Genomic DNA, 16,770 nt, shown 5'->3' with positions numbered 1-16,770 from the left:
CTTAAGTAAGAATAAATGGCTTTTTTAAAAACTATATTAATTATTCTTTTGGTGTATTACTTGCTAAAATTTTTAGCGAAGTTATTTGCGCCGAAAATATTAAACTACGCTGCCAAGAAAACTGAATCTCATTTCAGAGAAGCTTTTGATAATCAACGTCCTTTTCAACAAGAGGAAGAAGAAAGTGTTATTATCAATAAAAAACCTTCTAGAAAAAAGAACGATTCTGAAAAAGTAGGTGAATACATTGATTTTGAAGAGCTAGACTAGTTATCTTTGTCAAAACACTACTTATTTAGCAAATGAAGCAAGGCTTAAAATTCTTTTTCATCCATTTTTTTGTTGTCGTATTTTTTATTGTTGCTGCATTGGCATACTTTAGTCCGGTTCTTCAAGGCAAAGTAATGTATCAGCATGATATTGCCCAGTATACGGGTATGGCAAAAGAGCAGAACGATTTTAGAAAATCTAATGATCAAGAACCATATTGGACCAACAGTGCTTTTGGTGGTATGCCTACATACCAACTAGGTGCAAATTATCCACATAATTATATAAAGAAATTAGATCGATTAATACGGTTTTTACCAAGGCCTGCAGATTACCTTTTTCTATATTTTATTGGTTTTTATATTCTTCTGTGCTGCCTTAAAGTAGATTACAGACTGGCAATTGTTGGAGCACTTGCTTTTGGTTTTTCAACATATCTCATTATTATTTTAGGTGCTGGACATAATGCAAAAGCACATGCAATGGCATATTTGCCAGTACTATTGGCCGGTATTGTGCTGGTTTTTAGAAAAAAATACCTCTGGGGATTCGTTTTAACAGCTTTGGCTATGGCTCTTGAGATTACGGCCAATCACTATCAGATGACCTATTACTTTATGTTGTTGGTGCTAATTTTAGGCGTGGTGTATTTGGTGTATGCCATAAGGGATAAAAAAATAAAGCATTATTTCGTTTCTGTAGGTATTCTGTTGTTAGCGGTAACTCTTGGTATTGCTGCTAATGCAACGGGGCTAATGGCTACTAAGGAATATGCAGATTGGAGCACTAGAGGTAAAAGTGAATTGACCATTAACCCTGACGGTTCACCCAAAGCGGATACGGGCGGACTGAGCAAGGCATACATAACCAATTGGAGTTATGGAATTACCGAATCTTTAAACTTATTTGTACCACGACTTTTTGGTGGTGCTAGTCAAGAGAATTTAGGTGAAAATTCTAAATCTTTTAATTATTTAATAGATAAAGGCTTGCCTAGATCTAGTGCATTAGACTTTGTAAGCGGATTGCCTTTGTATTGGGGAGAACAACCAGGTACCTCAGGACCGGCGTATTTAGGTGCGGTTATATTCTTCTTATTTATTCTAGGTTTATTCTTAGTAAAAGGAAAACATAAATGGTGGTTGTTGTTCGGTTCAATAATGTCTTTGGTATTGTCATGGGGTAAAAACTTCAGCGCATTAACTGATTTTATGATAGATTACTTTCCATTATATGATAAATTTAGGGCAGTATCATCTATTCAAATTGTGCTAGAGCTTTGTGTACCTATTTTAGCCATTTTAGCACTAAAAAAACTGTTTAAGGACAAAGTGCCGCAAGCGGATAAAATAAAATCTCTAACCATTGCATCTGCAATTGTATTAGGAATAGGGATAGTACTATTCATATTTAAAGGTGCTTTTCATTTTGTTGGTGCCAATGATGATAGTCTTAGAATGACAGGCTTAGAAGAATTACCAGAAATGCTTAGACTTGACCGTAAAAGTGTTTACACGAGCGATTTATTGCGTTCATTGGCTTTTGCTTTGGGTACGGCTTTATTGATTTGGTTGTATTTGAAAGAGAAATTAAAAATGAATTTCCTGATAATTGCTATTGGGGTATTGGTTGTTGTAGATTTAGTTGGGGTAGATTTACGCTATGTAAATAATGACAATTTCGTATCTAAACGAAAAATGTTACAGCCTTTTCAAGAAACTACAGCTGATAAGATTATTGCTGAAGATGACGGAGTATTCCGTGTTTTTGATCAAACAGACGGATTTGATTCCGCTAAAACAGCTTATTTCCACCAAAGTATAACTGGCTATCATGCAGCTAAACCAGCAGGTATGCAAGACTTGTTCAACTTTCATGTGTACAACGGTAACCTGTCTGTTTTGAATATGATGAACATTAAATATGTTATTAGACAAGATCAAGAGGGTAATTCTTTTTCTATTGAAAACCCTAATGCAAACGGTAACGCTTGGTTTGTTTCTCAATTGCAACCCGTAGCCAATGCAGATGCCGAAATTATGGCGCTTGATAGTTTAGATACTAAGAATGTGGCAGTGGTCAATACCGATAAGTTTTCAGGAATTTATCCTTTGACATATACAGTGGATTCTACTGCAACCATTTCTTTGATTGACTACGAGCCAAATCATTTGACTTATTCATCTAAAAATAGCAACGAAGGTGTTGCCGTCTTTTCAGAGATGTATTATAAAAATGGTTGGAACGCCTATATTGACGGACAGGAAAGTGATTACTTTAAAGTGGATTATGTATTAAGAGCACTTAAAATTCCTTCAGGAGAACATAAAATTGAATTTAAATTTGAACCAGAAGTAGTTGAAACAGGTAGTAAAATTACCTTGGCAAGTACAATTTTATTAGGACTGGTAATTTTAGGTGGATTCGGTTTTTCATTTTGGGGATCTAAAAAAGAAGAGGAAGCATAATGAGAAAGGTGCTGGTCATTACCTACTATTGGCCACCAGCTGGCGGACCAGGAGTTCAACGTTGGCTTAAATTTGTAAAGTATCTTAGAGATTTTGGTATTGAACCGGTTTTGTATATTCCAGAGAATCCCCATTATCCGCTTTTAGATGAATCTTTCTCTCATGATATTCCAGACGATTTAAAGATTTATAAGCATAGCATTAAAGAGCCATACCGTATAGCTTCTATATTTTCTAGTAAAAAAACTAAGCGCATTAGTTCTGGTATTATTCAAACTAAAAATCAGTCTTTTGTTGAGGAAGCTTTATTATGGGTACGTGGTAATCTTTTTATACCAGATGCCAGAAAGTTTTGGGTGAAACCATCGGTGAGTTTTTTAAAAGATGTTCTTGAAAAAGAAGGTATAAATACTATTATAACTACAGGTCCACCACATAGTGTACATTTAATTGGGTATTATTTAAAGCAGGCTCAACCACTAAACTGGATTGCAGATTTTCGGGATCCGTGGACTACTATTGGCTATCATAAGAAATTGAAACTCACTTCATCTGCAGAAAAGAAACACAAGCAATTAGAGTCTGATGTTTTAAATAGTGCCGATAAAATTATCGTTACCAGTAATACAACTAAGCAAGAGTTCCAGCTAATTACAAAGAAACCGATACAAGTTATTACTAATGGCTTTGATGGAGATATAGCATTAGAAAGTATATTGGATTCTAAATTTACTATTGCTCATATAGGATCTTTGTTAAGTGGTAGAAACCCTGTGAATTTTTGGAGGGTATTATCAAATTTGGTAGAAGAAAATGAGGACTTCAAGAATGCATTACAATTACGTTTTATAGGTGTGGTCAGTGATGAGATACTTTCAGCAATAGCAGAACAGGGCTTGCAAGACTATATTAAGATTGTAGGCTATGTGTCTCATAAAGAGGCGTTGGCATATCAAAGGGCATCACAAGTTTTATTGTTGGTAGAGATAGATTCTCAAGATACCATAGGTATTATACCGGGTAAATTATTTGAATATATGGCTGCAAAAAGACCTATTTTGGGAGTTGGTCCTAAAAATTGGGAGGTAGCTAGTATTGTATCTAAAACTGAAACCGGTCAGGTATTTGAGTATTCTGACGATATCGAACTTAAAAACGTACTTTTAAGTTGGTTTCAGCAATTTCAAAAAGGAGAATTGCAAATAACCCCAAGTAATATTGAGCAGTACAGTAGAAGGGAGCTCACCCGTAAATTGGTTGAATATATTTAATGGGTATCGTACTTAAACAATCTTTGAACAACACTATTGTAACCTATTTTGGTTTTGCAATAGGTGCGGCCAATACCTTGTTTTTGTATACTAATTTTATGCAGCCAAGTAATTACGGATTAATACAGGTTATTTTATCTGTATCTTCTGTACTTATGCCAATACTTGCATTTGGTGTCCCTAATAGCTTAGTAAAATTCTATTCTAGTTTTAATACTGATCAAAGTCAAAATTCATTTCTGACTTTAATGTTGTTATTGCCATTGGTATTAATATTGCCGGTTGCTTTGTTAAGTTATATGGCTAACGATGCTATTGGAAGTTTACTTTCTAAGCAAAATGATATAGTTAGGGATTATGTATGGCATATTTTTCTGGTAGGGATGGCCATGGCGTATTTTGAAGTTTTTTATGCTTGGGCAAGAATTAGAATGAAATCAATGTTCGGCAATTTTATGAAAGAGATTTTTTGTAGAATAGGACAAACCGTATTACTCTTGCTACTATATTTCAAAATCATTGATATTGAATTCTTTATAAATGCCTTGGTAGGTTTTTATCTTGTACGTACTATAATTATGAAACTGTATGCATATACGGTGCGTAAACCTAAATTGAATTTTACGCTCCCTAAAAATTGGCAGACTATAGTTAAGTATAGTGCGCTGATTATTTTGGGTGGCTCTACAGCTATTGTTTTAATGGAGGTCGATAAAGTAATGCTGAACAACTTTCTTGAACTTGAAAATGTCGCTTTTTATTCCGTAGCAGGGTTTATTGCTTCAACCATAGCAGTGCCTTCTAGGGCAATGCATCAAATAACATATCCGTTAACGGCAACTTACCTAAATAATAATGACAGCTCTGCACTAGCACAATTATATCAGAAAAGCTCATTGACTTTGTTTATTGTTTCTGGTATTCTTTTCTTGCTCATTCTTTTAAATTTAAATGAACTTTATGAACTATTACCAGAAAAGTATTCTGGCGGATTCATGATTGTTTTTTGGGTAGGTTTGATAAAGGTGTATGATGCATTGTTGGGGAATAACAATTCTATTTTATTCAATTCAGATTACTATCGTTCTATTTTGTTTTTTGGAGTTTTATTGGCGGTGCTTGCTATAGTATTTAATTTATGGCTGATTCCCAATTACGGTATAAACGGTGCAGCTATAGCTAGCTTTAGTGCCTTTTTTATCTATAATACATTGAAGTTAGGTTATGTGAAAACGAAATTTAAAATACTCCCATTTACAAATGAAACCTTTAAAGTGCTTGCCCTGTTAATTGTTGTAGCGGCTATTTTTTCTGCTTATAATTTCTCTTTTCATCCGTTAATTAATATTGTACTTAAAAGCATTTTGATGATTGTGTTTTATGTCGGCGTTCTTTATAGGTTTAAAATATCTGAAGATGTTTATGGTTTTTTAAGTAAATACTTAAGTCGCTAATTAAATTTGCTGTGCTCTTTGTTTGTTCGGTTTTTGAATACCATATTGTTGCTTGTATATTTTTACTATAATCAAGAATAGGTTAATGATTAACGGACCAAAAATTAGACCAACAAATCCAAATAAAGGAATACCTATTAAAACTCCTATTAAAGTGATTAATGGGTGAGTGCTATCTAATTTATTTAGAACAAAAAGTCTGATTAAATTATCTGTCATTGCAACCACGGTAACTCCATAAATTAGGACTCCCCAGGCTTGAAAGTCTTCGCCACTGGCAAGACTTAATACAAACACCGGAAAAATACCTATGAAGGTTCCAATAAAAGGAATCATGGAACCAATTGTTACTATTACGAACCAGAACAGCGGATTTTCTACGCCGAATATGTAAAATCCTATTAATGCTATAATTCCCTGTGCAAGTGCTACCAAAGGAATTGCAATGGCATTAGAACGTACTACGCTATCAATTTCCTTACCTAAAACTACTAGATTTTTATTACTTAACGGAATATACTCTAACAATGATTCTTTTAACTGTTTTGGGCTCTTTAGCATATAATAAAGTAGGAATAATAAAATACCTAATGAGATAAAAATATTAAAAGTGCTATTGGCAAAACCTTGCATGTTGTCTGTTAACCAGCCAGATGCCTGCTGTGGATCAATGGTTGATGAAATATCATATCCAATATACTTTTCTACTTGAGCGACTTGGTCTTTAAAAGCCTTGGTAACTTGTTCAGATTTATCAGCGAAATCGCCCAATTGTGAACTTAGCATAAAACCTGCCCCTGTAATAGGTATAAAAATGCCAATGAATGCTGCTAAAATAAGTAACATTGATGCCCATGATCTTTTTACTCCTTTGTTGATTAATTTCAACATCCATTTTCTTAATACTACATAAAGGGTAAGTGCACCTAAAATACCAGACATGTATGGTAGCATATATTTAATGATTAATCCACCTAAAAAAAGAATCAAGGCAAGAATGATTAATTGTCTTAGAATTTTATGATTAATTTTTTTCATGAGGTTTGTTTATAGGTAGATTGATTGTCACAGGAAAAATAAACTTAAGTGGTAAGTTTGATTAACTCACTACATTATTTTAATAGTCCTAAAGTGAATTGTTTAGATATCAGCTAAAACCTGATTAACTTTGAATACTTATCATGCAACTAAAAGAAATACATAATGTGCCTGAGAATGTGACTCCTTTACGGTTACAGGAATATGGAGTAGGGGTGTTTGAAAGCATTAAGACCAAGTCAGCCTTGAAGAAGGCTATCAAGAAAAATCTGGTTTTGGTCAATGGCGCTATTGCTACCACCGCTACTATGATTGTTGGTGGTGAAGAAATTGCATACCATCAACTTCCGGAAAAGAAAACTAAGACACGACTTGTTTTAAAATTAGATGTAGTTTATGAAGATGAGTATTTGGCGGTTATCAATAAACCCGCAGGAATATTGGTGAGCGGTAACGGATTCAAAACCGTTGCGAATGCACTTCCTCAAAATTTAAAAAAAAGTTCCGCTATTGATGCTGCTACTCCACAACCTGTTCATCGCTTAGATTATGCTACAACTGGTCTGCTATTAGTAGGTAAGACAAATAGCATGATTATAAATCTTAATCAGTTATTTGAATTTAAGAAAATCACCAAAGAATATTACGCGGTTACCATTGGTAAAATGGAAACCAATGGAATCATAAATAGTGAAATAGATGGCAAACCCTCAATGTCTTCTTTTAAAGTTATAGCATCAATCCTTTCAGAACGATTTTCATTTCTGAATTTGGTAAAGTTGAGCCCGCATACAGGTAGGCGGCATCAATTACGAAAGCACTTATTGTCAATTGGAAACCCGATATTAGGGGATGCTACTTATTTTTTAGAAGGGCTACAGTTAAAGCGAAAAGGATTGTATTTACATGCGCGGTTGCTTCGGTTTCAACATCCTATAACTAATGAAGAAATGTGTATTGAATCTGATTTGCCAAAAAAGTTTACAAAACTATTTCCCACAAACTATATGCAATAGTAACAGAAAAAGCGCCGCAGTGAATAAATCACTACGGCGCCTTACAACTAACCAACCTAAAAACTTATTTTAATATCTTCTGCTACTTTTAGTTGCTGAACTTGTTCTTGAACTAGAGCTTCTAGAAGGAGCTTTACTTACTGATCTTGAACTTGAGCTTCTAATAACCGTACTTCTAGACGGGCTACTAGTCGCTTTTCTAGTTACAGTGCTACGTTGAGTTCTGGTATTTGTGGCAGTTCTAGTATTAGAACTTCTGCTTACCGGTTTTTTGTACGTAGTAGTAGTAGTTCTTTTTACAGTGGTACTTCTTGGTGTACGGCTTACTTCTCTTTTAGTAACCGTTCTGTTTGGTGATGTACGCACTGCAGAGTTATTACTTCTTGTAACTGTTCTACTTTGTGTTGTTCTACCGCTATTGGTATTGCTACGTCTTACATTAGTAGATCTATTTACGGTTGAACTTCTATTTGCTCTTGTTTTACTATTAGAAGCTAACGTTCTGTTCGTTCTTAAACCATTATCTCTTTTAGCAACAGTTCTGTTACTTCTAAAGTTGTTATTTCTTACTGCAACTCGCTTATCATTTCTGTAAATGGTAGCTCTATTATTTCTTACCTTATTGTATCTATATTGTTTACCAACATTTACATAAGCTCTTCTAAAGTTATTTCTGTAAGGACTATAGTAAGAATATCTAACAGGAGTATAATATCTTCTGTAAGGACTATTGAATACAAAGCTAAAACCTACTGCCGGTCTAACAAACCATCTGTGAAATGGGCGGTACACATAGCTTCTATTGTATATGTTGATATAACCAGTATGGTAATCATAAAATCCACGGTTGTTATAGTATACGTTCATACCACCAACACTACGTACTCTATTGTTAGTATAATTAATGTTTACTTCACCAATTGAACTAACACGACCATAATAGTCATAATAGATAGGCACATTTTCTACTTGAATAACTGCACCGTAATCATCATACTGTGCAAACGGACTGTAGTCATAACCTGAGTTAAATGTTACTCCGTTTTTGCTTCCTGAAACTTGGTTTTCAATATAAAAATCAAATTCACCATCAGGGTAAACAGAAAATGTAATTCCGTTTTCTATAAAAATAAATGAGTTGTCGTATCTATAAGTATTGCTGTTTGCAACCTTATCTTCATTAATACCTGTAGCGAAAACACCTGTGGTGCTAAAAATAACCGCTGTCAATAATAGTACTAAGTTCTTCATAATATAAGGTTTTAAATCTGCCCCTTAGGCAGTTGTTCTAAATGTAAATATTTACATTCCCTTAGTACATTACAAACAGCGTGCCAAAAAATAAAAACTCTGATTATGCAATTGATAATCAGAGTTTTAAATATAAATTTGGTTTCTTGTTTTTTGAAGAATATTAATTTAATTTCTCTTTTAGGTAGCTCGCAGTATACGATTTTTTACTTTTTACAACCTCTTCTGGCGTACCCTCAGCTAGTAATTGTCCTCCATTTTCGCCACCACCTGGTCCAAGATCAATGATGTAATCGGCACATTTTATTAAATCTATGTTATGTTCAATGACTACAATTGAATGTCCTTTTTTAATAAGTGCATTAAAAGACTTTAGTAATTTTTGAATATCGTGAAAGTGTAATCCGGTCGTTGGTTCATCAAAAATAAAAAGCGCTTTGTCTTTTGTACTACCTTTTATTAAGAACGATGCCAATTTAATACGTTGCGCTTCACCACCGGATAGGGTAGAAGAAGATTGCCCCAATGTTACATACCCTAAACCTACATCTTGTAATGGTTTTAGTTTGGTAACAATTTTAGTCTGTTCTCCGCTTTCAAAGAACTGAATAGCATCGTCGATGGTCATATTAAGAACATCATCAATATTGGCATTGTTAAAGGTAACTTCTAGTACTTCTTTCTTAAATCTTTTTCCTCCACATGTTTCACATTCTAAGTGAACATCTGCCATAAACTGCATTTCTACAGTGATTTCGCCTTCACCTTTACATTTCTCGCATCGACCACCATCAACATTAAAAGAAAAATGTTTTGCCTGGTAGTTTCTTATTTTACTCAATTTTTGATTGGCAAATAAATGTCTAATATCATCATATGCCTTAATATAGGTAACCGGGTTTGAGCGTGAAGACCTTCCTATTGGGTTTTGATCTACAAATTCAACATGCTTAATGTGGCTAAATTTACCTTCTACGGATGTATACTGACCAGCCTTTTCTCCATAACCTCCAGTTTCCTTTAAAATTATAGGATACAATAATTTTTTCACCAAGGTACTTTTACCACTACCGGATACTCCCGTAACCACGGTCAACATATCTAAAGGAAAAGTTACATTTATATTTTTAAGGTTATGCTCTCGTACACCTTTAATTGAAATGTGGTTTTTAGATGTTCTTCTTTCTTTAGGTACTTTGATCTCCATCTTACCATTTAAGTACTGTGCGGTAAGTGATTTTGATTTTAGTATTTCTTTTAATGTGCCTTGGGCTACAACTTCACCACCATGTGTACCAGCTTCAGGACCTATATCAATCACCATATCTGCCGCTTTCATAATATCTTCATCATGCTCAACAACAATTACCGTGTTGCCTAAGTTTCGTAATGATATTAATACGTCAATAAGATTTTCAGTATCTCTAGGGTGTAAACCAATACTAGGCTCATCTAATATATACATAGAACCCACCAAGCTACTACCTAAAGATGTGGCTAGATTTATTCGTTGACTTTCCCCGCCAGATAAGGTGTTAGATTTTCTATTTATGGTCAAGTAGTTCAATCCTACTTTATCTAAGAACCCTAACCTTGTATTTATTTCAATTAAAAGTCTAGATGCAATTGTGGCATCACTTTCATTTAGTTGCAGTTCGTTAAAGAAAACAATTAATTTTTCAATAGATAAGCCTACCAATGATGAAATTGAAGCTCCGTCTACTTTTACATAATCTGTTTCTTGTCTTAGCCGTTTTCCGTTACAGATATTACATTTGGTTTTGCCTCTGTATCTAGAAAGCATCACTCTATTCTGAATTTTATAGCTTTTCTCCTCTAACATTCCAAAGAACTTATAAAGTCCTATAAAATGTGCATTACCATCCCATACCAATTGTCTTTGCTCCTCAGTAAGCTCAAACCAAGGTTTATGGATAGGAAAATCATATTTGTAAGCAGAATTTACCAATTGATCACGGTAAAAACTCATGCTTTCACCTCTCCACGGAAAAATAGCATTTTCATATACCGATAGCGCTGTGTTTGGTACTACTAAATCTTCATCAATACCAATTACATCTCCATACCCTTCACATTTAGGGCATGCGCCGTAAGGATTGTTGAAACTAAAAAGGTGGACGTTAGGTTCTAAAAAAGTCATTCCGTCCAATTCAAACTTATTGCTGAACGGAGTTTGTTTACCATCTGCCAACTCTTCGATCAAACATTCGCCCTTTCCTTCAAAGAAAGCGGTATCAACGGCATTCGCTAAACGATTGTAAAAGTCTTCATCATCTTTGGTGATAATTCTATCTATGACCAGATCGAATTTTTTACCAATATCTTCAGGAGCTTGGTCTATACGAAGTACTTGGTCATTATACTTTATACGTGCATAACCTTGTTTGGAAAATAGCTCTAATGATTTTAACGCATCTCTATCTTCGCGAATGGTAATAGGCGCTAAAAGTAGAAGCTTGGTGCCCTCGTCATATGTTTTTACATAATTTACTACATCTGTAACTGTATGCTTCTTAACTTCATTACCTGAAATAGGAGAGAAGGTCTTACCAATACGTGCGTATAATAATTTTATATAATCATATATCTCTGTAGTGGTACCTACCGTAGATCTAGGGTTGGTAGAATTTACCTTTTGCTCTATGGCAATTGCCGGTGCTATACCTTTTATATAATCTACTTTTGGCTTATCCAGTTTACCTAAAAACTGCCTAGCATAAGAAGAAAGGCTTTCTACGTAGCGTCTTTGACCTTCTGCATATAGGGTATCAAAAGCTAAACTTGATTTACCAGAACCTGATAAACCAGTTATTACAACAAGTTTATTTCTAGGTATTACAACATCTATATCTTTAAGGTTGTGCAGTTTTGCTCCTTTAATAATGATGTTTTCTTTCGGATTTACTTCGGCTAGTGTAGGCATACAAATATCTAAGTTTACAAAGATACGCTTTGCCTTTTTTCTGAACTAAAAAATGCCGTTTATCTAAAAATTGCACAAGAAATTTTCACATTTTTATAAGAGTATTTATTTTTTTATATCTTTGAGCTCTCACAAAAACTCAATTTGCCTATAACGCAACATTACTTTTAAAAGTTAGAATTTAACCATTAGACCCTTATTCACTATGAATTTGGGGCTGCTTTTTAACCCTACAAGTAACGTTATGGTAGTACAAGTTGAAGATTCCCAATTAGTAAAAAAATACATTCAAGGAGACGAAAAAGCTATAGAAGCTCTTATTAATCGTCATAATTCTCGCCTTACTGGTTTTATATATTCCAAAGTAGGTGACCGTGAGCTAACCGAAGACATTTTTCAAGATACATTCATGAAAGTTATACGTACCCTTAAAAGAGGTGCATATAATGAAGAAGGTAAATTTTTACCTTGGGTAATGCGTATTGCGCATAATCTTGTTATAGATCATTTTAGAAAGCATAATAGAATGCCAATGTATAATAGTAAAGAGAGCTATAATATATTTTCATTATTAGGTGACGATAAATTGAATGCTGAAAAGCAATTGATCAAAGAGCAGATAGATTCTGATTTGCTTAAAATGATTAAGGAACTACCTGAAGATCAGCAAGAGGTTTTAGAGATGCGAATTTATAAGGATATGAGTTTCAAAGAAATTTCTGATAATACAGGTGTGAGTATTAACACCGCTTTGGGTAGAATGCGCTACGCTTTAATTAACCTTAGAAAGCTGGTAGAGGTCAATAATATAGTTTTAACGAATTAATTGGTCACAGGTCGACTGGATCTACTATCTTCATCAATGTGTCGTTCTTTAGATGAACCTAAATAACACGTAGCATGGAAAATATATACACTAAAGACCAGAATAAAACTAAATTAGTTAAAGCTAAGCCAGAAACAATTCAGTTTTTGCTTTCTTATTCTAAGTCTTTAAATATTACAGAAGTAGACGGATTGCAGTTTGAGAGTAACTTAAACTAAAGTATTCTTACATTATATATATGAACCCTTAGGCATTGCCTAGGGGTTTTTTTATGTTCAAAATTGGTTTAGGACTGTTATTTACTGCTAGTAGGTGCCTTTTTCTTTGTAGGATTATGGAGTTTTCTATAGTTCCTTATATATAGGTATACTATTGTGGAGCTAATATTTAAGGGCTTTTAGGCTATTTTACTCTTTCCTACATTTCTTGGCGGAACTATCTGAAATTCTTTTTATTGTGTAGAAATATACTTTTTCGATGTTTCACATCAAAAAAACGCGGTTTGACAACATACTTTTTCCTACAGCCCCCCTTTTCTCTAGTTTTATATCAGAAATAAAAAACAAACCAATTAACTAAAAGGATTAACCCAATCTTAACCAATTAAAGAAAGTAACTCGTATGAAACTACAAATTGAAGACTCAGAATTAGTTAAAGATTACATCAACGGTAACGAAGCTGCCTTAGAAGTTTTAATTAACAGACACAATCAACGTATTACTAGTTTTATCTATTCTAAGGTTTTAGATCGGGATATCACAGAAGATATTTTTCAAGATACCTTTATTAAGGTAATCAAAACTTTAAAAAGAGGTAAGTATAGTGAAGAAGGTAAATTTTTACCATGGGTAATGAGAATTTCTCACAACTTGATTATCGATCACTTTAGAAGAAACAAAAGAATGCCAATGTTTGAAGGTAGTGATGACTTTAATATCTTCTCTGTAATAGGTGATGATAAGTTAAATGCCGAAAAACAATTAATAAAAAATCAAATTGATACTGATTTAAGACAACTAGTAGAAGAGTTGCCAGATGATCAAAAAGAAGTTCTTTTAATGCGTATCTATAAAGATATGAGTTTCAAAGAAATCTCTGAAAATACGGGTGTTAGCATTAATACTGCTCTTGGTAGAATGCGTTATGCTTTGATTAACCTTAGAAAAATCATTGAAAAAAACAATATAGTTCTTACGAATTAATTTGGAGTAGAAAATAGAATAAACAATATTTCCAAATTTGCTGCGTTATTTTATTGTAACAACGTAGGAAGTATGGAAAAAATTTACTCAGATTACCAAGAACAGACCGGATTTAACAAAGTTTGTCCGAAGACAATCAACTTCTTATTGAGCTATTCACAAGCCCTCTATGAATTTGAACACAAAGATTTAGAATTCGAAGTATTTTTGAATTAATAAACAAAACCCGCTTTTAGCGGGTTTTTTTCTTTTTATAGTAGTCGTTTAGTACCGTTTTTCTCCCAATTGTCTTCGTAATTATATCTTTTTCCAAATCCCAACCTCTTGCAGGTGAATATTCTCTACCATACCAGATAATTTGTAAATGAAGATCGTTCCAAATTTCTTTAGGAAATAAACGTTTGGCATCTTTTTCTGTTTGCACTACATTTTTTCCGTTCGTAAACCCCCATCTATATAGTAATCTATGAATATGTGTATCTACAGGAAAGGCAGGTATACCAAAAGCTTGTGAGATTACAACACTTGCTGTTTTATGGCCCACGGCCGGTAATTCTTCTAAATATTCTAGCTCTTTAGGTACTTCGCCATTATGTTTATCGATCAAAATTTGAGATAAACCATGAATACTCTTTGCTTTCATGGGTGAAAGACCTACCGGTTTTATAATTTCCCTAATTTCGTCAACACTTAATTTGATCATGTCATACGGGTTGTCTGCTTTTGCAAATAGTAGGGGGGTGATTTTATTTACCCTAACATCTGTACTTTGAGCTGACATTAATACAGCAATTAATAAAGTATATGGATCTTTATGATCTAATGGTACTGGAATTTCTGGGTATAGCTCTTTAAGAGTGGAAATTGTAAAAGCAATTTTTTCGGCTTTCGTCATTAATTGTTTAATTTTGATTGCAAATATTTAAACACAAATTTATAAAACTTCATTTATGAATACGTTAAAAGTTGGTGATAAAGTACCATCGTTCTCCGCAAAAGATCAAGATGGCAATACCATTACATTAGAGGACTATTCTGGTAAAAAATTAATAGTTTTTTTCTATCCAAAAGCAAGTACACCTGGTTGCACGGCTGAAGCATGTAATTTAAGGGATAATTATAAAGAATTACAATCTGAAGGCTATGAACTTTTAGGAGTAAGTGCAGATTCTGAAAAAAGGCAGGCAAAATTTAAAGAGAAATATGAGTTTCCTTTTCCGCTTTTGGCAGATGAAGACCATACCGTAATTAATGCGTTTGGTGTTTGGGGTTTAAAGAAATTTATGGGCCGTGAGTATGATGGTATCCATAGAAAGACTTTCGTTGTTGATGGTGAAGGTATTGTAACTAAAGTAATTGATAAAGTAAAAACTAAAGATCATGCAGCGCAGCTATTAGGTTGATATTTAGTTTGTTATATGTAAAAAAGCCCATTTTAAAATGGGCTTTTTTGCTTTTATTAAGCTTAAAACCAATTAGTTATTTGGTTTCTTGATCTTCAGTTTTGCGAGTAAATAATTGCTTTTGTTTGATGATTTCAGCAATACCTTCTGGTAACATTTGTTCCCATCCCTCATCATTGTTCATCAGTTTTTTAAGAACATCTCTAGAGAAAATATGCATTACTTCTGGTTCGTAATCTATGATATCCATTACCTTGCCGTTGTACTTAAAGAACTTATATAATTCTTTCATACGTGGGTGAACCTTTACGTTGTTACTGGTCATTATCTGACCGGTATCTGCATTTTTCATTGGGTATAGATACACTTGTAAATCTTTAAAGAACAACTTACCAAATGCTTCTAGAATGCCGCCACTTAAATGACGGTAGTATTTTTCATCGAATATGTCTACCAGGTTATTTACACCCATGGTCAAACCAATTCTATTTTTGGTATAGTTATTAAAATACTCTACCAATTTATAATATTCCTGGAATTTTGAAATCATTACAGAATGACCAAGAGAACAAAGTAATTCTGCCCTGTCCATAAAATCTTGCTCATCAATTTCACCAGATGCCTTAAGGTTAGAAAGTGTTATTTCAAAAATAACGATGGTATTGTTCTGATCAACGCCTTTATCACGAATGAAAATGTCATAAGACTTCTCAAACATATCTAAATTCACCTTGGTTACGGGTCTAAAACTACCACGCAATGCCAAGATATTCTTTTTGTAAAGTACGGCGGCAGGTAAAAGGTTGTTACCGTCAGGACCGAACATTACAGCATCTGTCATGTCATTTTTAATAAGTTGTAAACTCATTAATCGGTTATCAACCTCTTTAAAGTTTGGTCCAGAGAAGTTGATCATATCAATTTCTAATGTGTCCTTATCTATATGGTCATATAGATATTTCAACATCTTCTTTGGCTTGTGATACTTGTAAAAAGCACCATATATTAAGTTGACACCAAGAATACCTAAAGTTTCTTGTTGTAGCCTAGCTTCGTTTTGCTTGAAACGAATATGAAGAATAATTTCATCATATTCTTTTTGGTTAGGGTCTAGCTGGTAACGAATACCGATCCAACCATGACCTTTATATCTTTTAGAAAAATCTATTGTAGCTACAGTATTGGCATAAGAAAAGAATAATCTTTCAGGATGGTTTTCGCGACTAATACGCTCTTCCATCAATTGCATTTCATAATGCAGCATGGTTTTTAACCTTGCTTGGGTTACATAACGCCCATCAGACTCAATACCATAAATAGCATCACTAAAGTCTTTGTCGTAGGCACTCATTGCTTTTGCAATGGTACCGGATGCACCACCCGATCTAAAGAAATGACGTGCGGTTTCTTGACCGGCGCCAATTTCTGCGAAGGTTCCATATATATCCGGATTCAGATTTATACGTAGGGTTTTTGCTTTAATAGAGGGAATATTCTCAAAAACACTATCTCTTTTTAATACCGATGCCATTTTTTACCTGTTTAGCTTTTAACAAAGTTATAAAGAATGGTTGTGACATTTGGCAATAGGTGTAAAAAAAAGGTATAAGTTTCGGTTATTGTTTT

General features: G+C 33.8%; 14 protein-coding genes. 9 read left to right on the top strand and 5 right to left on the bottom strand.

Features of this window, described 5'->3' with window-relative positions; all coding sequences use genetic code 11:
• Window positions 1-15 precede the first annotated feature (15 nt).
• From PXD56_RS13850 to PXD56_RS13835, 4 genes are read left to right on the top strand one after another with little or no spacing between them, the layout of a single operon-like run.
• Entirely contained in the window at window positions 16-270 is a 255-nt protein-coding gene (locus PXD56_RS13850) for a DUF4834 domain-containing protein (protein ID WP_276493936.1), read from the top strand.
• Between the two features lie 32 nt (window positions 271-302).
• A complete protein-coding gene (locus PXD56_RS13845) occupies window positions 303-2,738 on the top strand; it encodes a YfhO family protein (protein ID WP_276493935.1) in 2,436 nt (811 codons plus the stop codon).
• Window positions 2,738-4,009 (top strand): glycosyltransferase family 4 protein, encoded by a 1,272-nt coding sequence (locus PXD56_RS13840; protein WP_276493934.1) that lies wholly within the window; start codon window positions 2,738-2,740, stop codon window positions 4,007-4,009. Before PXD56_RS13845 ends, PXD56_RS13840 begins: the two co-directional genes overlap by 1 nt.
• A complete protein-coding gene (locus PXD56_RS13835) occupies window positions 4,009-5,463 on the top strand; it encodes a lipopolysaccharide biosynthesis protein (protein ID WP_276493933.1) in 1,455 nt (484 codons plus the stop codon). Before PXD56_RS13840 ends, PXD56_RS13835 begins: the two co-directional genes overlap by 1 nt.
• Here PXD56_RS13835 and PXD56_RS13830 read toward each other — a convergent pair whose 3' ends face one another.
• The gene (locus PXD56_RS13830) at window positions 5,464-6,501 is read right to left on the bottom strand and encodes an AI-2E family transporter (RefSeq protein WP_276493932.1); all 1,038 of its coding nucleotides are present in this window, start codon (window positions 6,499-6,501) and stop codon (window positions 5,464-5,466) included. It abuts the gene before it with no gap.
• A 143-nt stretch (window positions 6,502-6,644) separates the two neighbouring features.
• Between PXD56_RS13830 and PXD56_RS13825 the strand changes: the two genes are divergently transcribed.
• Window positions 6,645-7,517: an RluA family pseudouridine synthase gene (locus tag PXD56_RS13825; protein WP_276493931.1), complete on the top strand. Its 873-nt coding sequence runs from the start codon at window positions 6,645-6,647 to the stop codon at window positions 7,515-7,517.
• Window positions 7,518-7,586: 69 nt separating this feature from the next.
• Here PXD56_RS13825 and PXD56_RS13820 read toward each other — a convergent pair whose 3' ends face one another.
• Both PXD56_RS13820 and uvrA read right to left on the bottom strand, forming a co-directional pair.
• Window positions 7,587-8,768, bottom strand: a complete 1,182-nt coding sequence (locus PXD56_RS13820; RefSeq protein ID WP_276493930.1) for a hypothetical protein — start codon at window positions 8,766-8,768, stop codon at window positions 7,587-7,589.
• Between the two features lie 163 nt (window positions 8,769-8,931).
• Window positions 8,932-11,712 carry an excinuclease ABC subunit UvrA gene (uvrA, locus tag PXD56_RS13815; RefSeq protein WP_276493929.1) on the bottom strand — a complete coding sequence of 927 codons (2,781 nt, stop codon included), beginning with the start codon at window positions 11,710-11,712 and terminating at the stop codon, window positions 8,932-8,934.
• 244 nt (window positions 11,713-11,956) lie between these two features.
• On the opposite strand from uvrA, the gene PXD56_RS13810 reads away from it, so the two are divergent.
• The 3 genes from PXD56_RS13810 to PXD56_RS13800 all read left to right on the top strand — a co-directional run bounded on the left by PXD56_RS13810 (window position 11,957) and on the right by PXD56_RS13800 (window position 13,741).
• The gene (locus PXD56_RS13810; protein ID WP_276493928.1) at window positions 11,957-12,538 is read left to right on the top strand and encodes an RNA polymerase sigma factor; all 582 of its coding nucleotides are present in this window, start codon (window positions 11,957-11,959) and stop codon (window positions 12,536-12,538) included.
• 74 nt (window positions 12,539-12,612) lie between these two features.
• Entirely contained in the window at window positions 12,613-12,756 is a 144-nt protein-coding gene (locus PXD56_RS13805) for a hypothetical protein (protein WP_276493927.1), read from the top strand.
• Between the two features lie 403 nt (window positions 12,757-13,159).
• Window positions 13,160-13,741, top strand: coding sequence for an RNA polymerase sigma factor (locus PXD56_RS13800; protein WP_036153733.1), 582 nt, complete (start codon window positions 13,160-13,162; stop codon window positions 13,739-13,741).
• Window positions 13,742-13,973: 232 nt separating this feature from the next.
• On the opposite strand, the gene PXD56_RS13795 is transcribed toward PXD56_RS13800, so the two are convergent.
• Window positions 13,974-14,636, bottom strand: a complete 663-nt coding sequence (locus tag PXD56_RS13795; RefSeq protein WP_276493926.1) for an endonuclease III domain-containing protein — start codon at window positions 14,634-14,636, stop codon at window positions 13,974-13,976.
• Window positions 14,637-14,691: 55 nt separating this feature from the next.
• On the opposite strand from PXD56_RS13795, the gene bcp reads away from it, so the two are divergent.
• Window positions 14,692-15,144 (top strand): thioredoxin-dependent thiol peroxidase, encoded by a 453-nt coding sequence (gene bcp, locus PXD56_RS13790; RefSeq protein ID WP_276493925.1) that lies wholly within the window; start codon window positions 14,692-14,694, stop codon window positions 15,142-15,144.
• Window positions 15,145-15,220: 76 nt separating this feature from the next.
• Here bcp and PXD56_RS13785 read toward each other — a convergent pair whose 3' ends face one another.
• Window positions 15,221-16,675, bottom strand: coding sequence for a nucleotidyl transferase family protein (locus tag PXD56_RS13785; protein ID WP_276493924.1), 1,455 nt, complete (start codon window positions 16,673-16,675; stop codon window positions 15,221-15,223).
• Window positions 16,676-16,770: the final 95 nt, after the last annotated feature.

Origin of the sequence: Maribacter zhoushanensis (assembly GCF_029350975.1) — a bacterium.
GTDB lineage: Bacteria > Bacteroidota > Bacteroidia > Flavobacteriales > Flavobacteriaceae > Maribacter > Maribacter zhoushanensis.
Note: the sequence above shows the minus strand (reverse complement) of the source record. Positions and strands in the feature narration are given on the sequence as shown.